The sequence below is a fragment of the Lentiprolixibacter sp. genome, assembly GCF_982873095.1.
The window spans coordinates 1-4567 of sequence record NZ_CEYNTP010000224.1; the positions used below are offsets into that span (position 1 = coordinate 1).

General features: G+C 48.4%; 3 protein-coding genes. 1 reads left to right on the top strand and 2 read right to left on the bottom strand.

The window, feature by feature from the left end:
* The coding region (locus tag AC4E7D_RS11915) for a 6-phosphofructokinase (protein ID WP_490174015.1) at positions 1 to 764 on the bottom strand (764 nt) is incomplete at its 3' end.
* A gap of 170 nt (positions 765 to 934) precedes the next feature.
* Between AC4E7D_RS11915 and AC4E7D_RS11920 the strand changes: the two genes are divergently transcribed.
* Positions 935 to 1987 (top strand): class I fructose-bisphosphate aldolase, encoded by a 1053-nt coding sequence (locus tag AC4E7D_RS11920; protein ID WP_490174016.1) that lies wholly within the window; start codon positions 935 to 937, stop codon positions 1985 to 1987.
* Between the two features lie 43 nt (positions 1988 to 2030).
* On the opposite strand, the gene AC4E7D_RS11925 is transcribed toward AC4E7D_RS11920, so the two are convergent.
* A partial coding sequence (locus AC4E7D_RS11925) for a translocation/assembly module TamB domain-containing protein (protein ID WP_490174017.1) occupies positions 2031 to 4567 on the bottom strand: 2537 nt, incomplete at its 5' end.

Consider the following 4567-nt stretch of genomic DNA (forward strand, 5'->3'; position numbering starts at 1 on the left):
ACGAGTACGATGGAATACTTACTCGGGTTCAAGTTGCGGTCCTCTGTTAGCAGTTCGGCCAATCGGTCAATTTGAAACGGAACCTCCGGGATCACACAGCGGTGGGCAGCACCGGCAAGGGTAGGCAACATGGCGGTAAAGCCCGCATATCGTCCAAATACCTCAAGGACCAGAAAGCGTTCGTGAGAACCCGCAGCGGTCCTGAGACTGTTGGTGAGGCTGATGGTCCGGGTTACGCAGGTACTGAACCCGATACAATAATCCGTTCCCGGGACGTCGTTATCCATGGTCTTGGGAATGGCCATGACTTTAAGTCCATTCTTAAACAAATGAACACCATAGCTGAGCGTATCGTCACCGCCAATGGGGATGAGGATATCCACCCCCAACCATTCCAGGTTTTTCACAACCTCCTTCGTCAGATCGTTTACATCCTTATTATAGCTATCCCGCAAATGTTCGGGTATCCTGTCCTTGGCAACGTGGCTGGGTCGCGTACGCGAGGTATGCAGGAAGGTACCCCCGGTCCGCGCAGCCTTGTTGACCCGTGCCTGCGAGAGTTCCACAAAATTGTTGCTGTTATCGTACTTCTTATCCCTTACGATGTCTATCAATCCAGCCCATCCCCGTCTGAATCCTATTACCCGGTACCCTTCCCGGATTGCCCGGAAGGTTACCGCGCGTATTGCCGGATTGAGCCCTGGCACATCACCGCCGCCGGTTAATATCCCTATTGTACCCTTGATTTTTTTTACGTTAGCCATAATCAGATTGCTTTAGTGAAACAAAAAAAAACCTTGCCTGAACAAGGAGTGTTAATGTAAGAAATTAAGCTGAAAAAACCGCTTGTTTCCGTGAAAAAAAAGCGCTTAGAAATATAAAAAAAACGGGCATTTCCCCGTATCTTTATGGGAACTTTGAAAACTTCATCATTATGTCCAACAATATCGAAAAGCTTCTTGGAAAAGATGCCGATTTTCTGCTAAATCACAACTGTAAAACCATTGCAAAAGATAAGTTGCACCTGCCGGGGCCTGACTTCGTTGACCGGGTTATGGGTCCTTCTGACCGAAATCCCGTTGTCCTGCGAAATATGCAGACCTTGTTCAACTCTGGCCGGCTTGGAGGATCAGGTTATGTTTCCATTTTGCCCGTAGACCAGGGAATAGAGCACACTGCCGGGGCCTCTTTCGCCCCCAACCCCATTTACTTCGACCCTGAAAGGATCGTAGAACTGGCTATTGAAGGGGGATGTAATGCTGTTGCATCCACTTTAGGAGTGCTGGGATCGGTCTCCCGTAAATACGCCCATAAAATCCCATTCCTGCTAAAGCTCAACCATAATGAATTGCTCACCTACCCCAATAAGTTTGATCAGATCATGTTTGCGAGCATTGACCAGGCTTTCGAAATGGGCTGTATTGCTGTAGGGGCTACCATCTATTACGGGTCCCCGGAAAGTAACCGACAGATACAGGAAATTACAGAGGCCTTTGAATATGCGCACGAATTGGGTATGGTGACCGTGCTATGGGCCTATCTGAGAAATTCAGGCTTCAAAAAGGACGGTAAGGATTACCACGTTTCCGCCGATGTAACGGGTCAGGCCAACCACCTGGCTTCTACCATACAGGCCGATATCGTAAAAAAAAAACAAGCCGAAAATAACGGTGGGTTTAAGGCGATCAACTTTGCCAAAACCCACGACAAAGTATATTCCGAACTCACCTCAGAACACCCTATTGACCTCACCCGTTATCAGGTGGCTAACTGTCTGATGGGCAGGGCCGGGCTTATCAACTCCGGAGGGGCTTCAGGCGACAATGACCTGGCACAGGCCGTGAAAACAGCCGTGATCAATAAACGCGCAGGAGGAATGGGTCTTATCTCAGGACGCAAGGCCTTCCAGAAACCTATGAAAGAGGGAGTTGGCTTATTAAATGCCATACAGGATGTTTACCTAGATGCTAACGTAACCATAGCATAGTTAATTACAAATTCCGGAAAAAGCCTCCTTATGGGGGCTTTTTTTATTTATGTAAAGATTGTGGCGTTCGTGTCTTGGGTACAAAAAGGATAAGGCTATCCCTGCCCATGATAGTGGCCTCTGGTTCCGGAGCGGTTTCTTCCTCAGCTTCCTTCTCCCTGGCCTTGAAAATTCGCTGCATCAGCTCGCGAAAACTACTAAAATCCACCTCATAGGAAAGACCTACCCCCTGGGTGTAGCCAATTTGCTGGATAAACTGGCGAATTTCATTCTCCCGGTTGAAGATCTTGGCGCGGAGGGTACCTTCTTCGTTCAACAATACCTGAACCTCAACATCCCCGGCCACCACAGTTTCACTGACCCCTCCAACCGGAACCCCAAACCTGCCGTTCAACAAGACCCGGTCGCTGATCTGGGTGGAAACCGTTACCCCAATCCGGTTTTCAGTTTGAATATCGTTGGGATCCAGATACCCCTGTTCATAGGAAACCCCAAGGCTAAGCTTATCGTTGCTGCCTCCCAAAACCTGGTTCAGCAGCCCGGAAGCCGTCTGGATCAGGTTTCCGGTTACGGCCTGCTGGTTGATCCCGGTGCCTTCATTCACAAAAGTCCCCTGGGCCAAAAGGAAAAACGCATTTCGCTCCTCCACCGTAGGGTCTTGTAGCCGGTATTCCAATTCAGATTTTACAATGGAACTGGTGCCAGGAAATTCAATATTAAAGGCAATTGTGGGGCGTTCCAGTTCATCCGTAAGCTGTACAACCACATCTGTGGGGATGCGCCTTGAATAGCCTGCATTATCAAGTAAGGGAGAAGGGTTGGCATTAAGGGAATACACGGCTTCCATATTGAGCTGTGCCTCTAAGGGTTCGCCTTCCCATACGATACTGCCCCCGGGTTTTACGGTAAAGGTTTTGTCAATCACCCCGCCAAAACGGTAATTGTATTCGCCCGTTACCACTACGAAGTCACCCCACATATTGAATTTGCCGTTGGTATTGATCTCGATGAGCAACAGGCCCTCCCCGGTGCCTTTAAGAGAGCTTCCCGTTTTCTGGTCGATAACGATCTCCACCTCGGCATCAGGGGTTACAATGAGGTCAAAACGCATTTCCAGGCCCTCGTAGTCCCGAAGGGTGCGTTCGGATTCCAGGGATTGTGCTCTGTCTTTTTCTATAAAGTTGATAAATGTATAATCGCCTACGGAAGCGACATCGCTAATGGGGATTTTCAGGGAACTTCCCCGCGCAGTAGAACCGTCAAATTTGATGGTCAATGCACGTGTTGGCCCGTAAATACGACCTTCACCGTTTACAAAGCCAGTCCCGTAATACAGGACCTCTTCTTCAAACTCTGTGTTCAGAATGAGAAAACGATCGTTATTAGTATCCACTTTGAGGTCCAGGCGCCAATCCTCAAAGAAATCGTGGGTAATGGTACCGTCCAACGTTGCCCTCGTATCCATAGCCACATCCCTCAGGTTGACATTCTGGAAATCAAAGGTTTGGTTGTTAAGCTTTACAGTAGCTCCGTTTTCGAAGGCGTAATCCACCGCAAGGTAGGGAATGGCGAGGCCTGCATTATCCAGGGTAAGCAATCCGTCCATTTCAGGGTTCCGAATATCCCCGCGCACAATGGTACTTCCACTTAACTGCCCCCTAATATTGGTAATTATACCCTCTCCAAGGGGACTGAACGGGGACAAGTCGAAATCAGCGAAGGAAGCCACAAAATCCGCTTTGGGGATGGGGTCCTCATTGATCACCTTGCCATCGAGCTTAAACTTCTCAAACCCGTTTTGCGATATCTGCGAATACACATCGAATTCAGTGAGGTCCCGGTTACCGACTACCCCTACATTGAGGAAGCCAAGTCCCATGCCGTTGATCCCGAAATTGTCAATGTCCAGGTTGCAGATGGGGAGGTACACATTGTCTTTCTGCAACACATTGAGGGTTCCATTTACCTCCCCGGAAAATTTCAGGCTATCCACTTCCGGGGTAATCTTATTCAGGGATACCAGTTTAAACTGTAATTCCAGGTCTTTGTAGGTAGAATCTGCCAACTGTCCCCGAAGTCGGATCTGCTCCCGGTTATCATTATTCATCACCACTTCCTCTATGGTGATGCTATCCAGGGCATTGTTGAAAATCACCTTGTTTTTCGCATTCCCTTCCCGGTTGAGCACCCAGGTGTTGCCCTTAAAGCTGATATCTGACTTTTTCAGGCCAATTACCGATTTCTTCTCATCGTTAAAGGTATGATAGAAGTTGAGGTTATAAATATCATTGTATTCACTGCCGCCCTGGAACTCCGTCCTGAAAAACAGGGTGTCATTAAGGGTGGTATTGATCAGGTTAAAATCTTTCAGGTTGTAATACACCGTGGAAATATCGTCCACCGAGACAAAGGTGTTGAACAGCGGGTTCTTGTTGTCTATCCGGACCTCGATATTTTCCAGTTCATTGCGGAAGGCGGCTATGTTGGGGGACCTGAAGGTGAGTTTAAAATCCCCTTCATCCGCTACGATATCCCCGCGGATAAAATTATTGGGCCCAAAACGGCCCTCAGGAAAAAAGA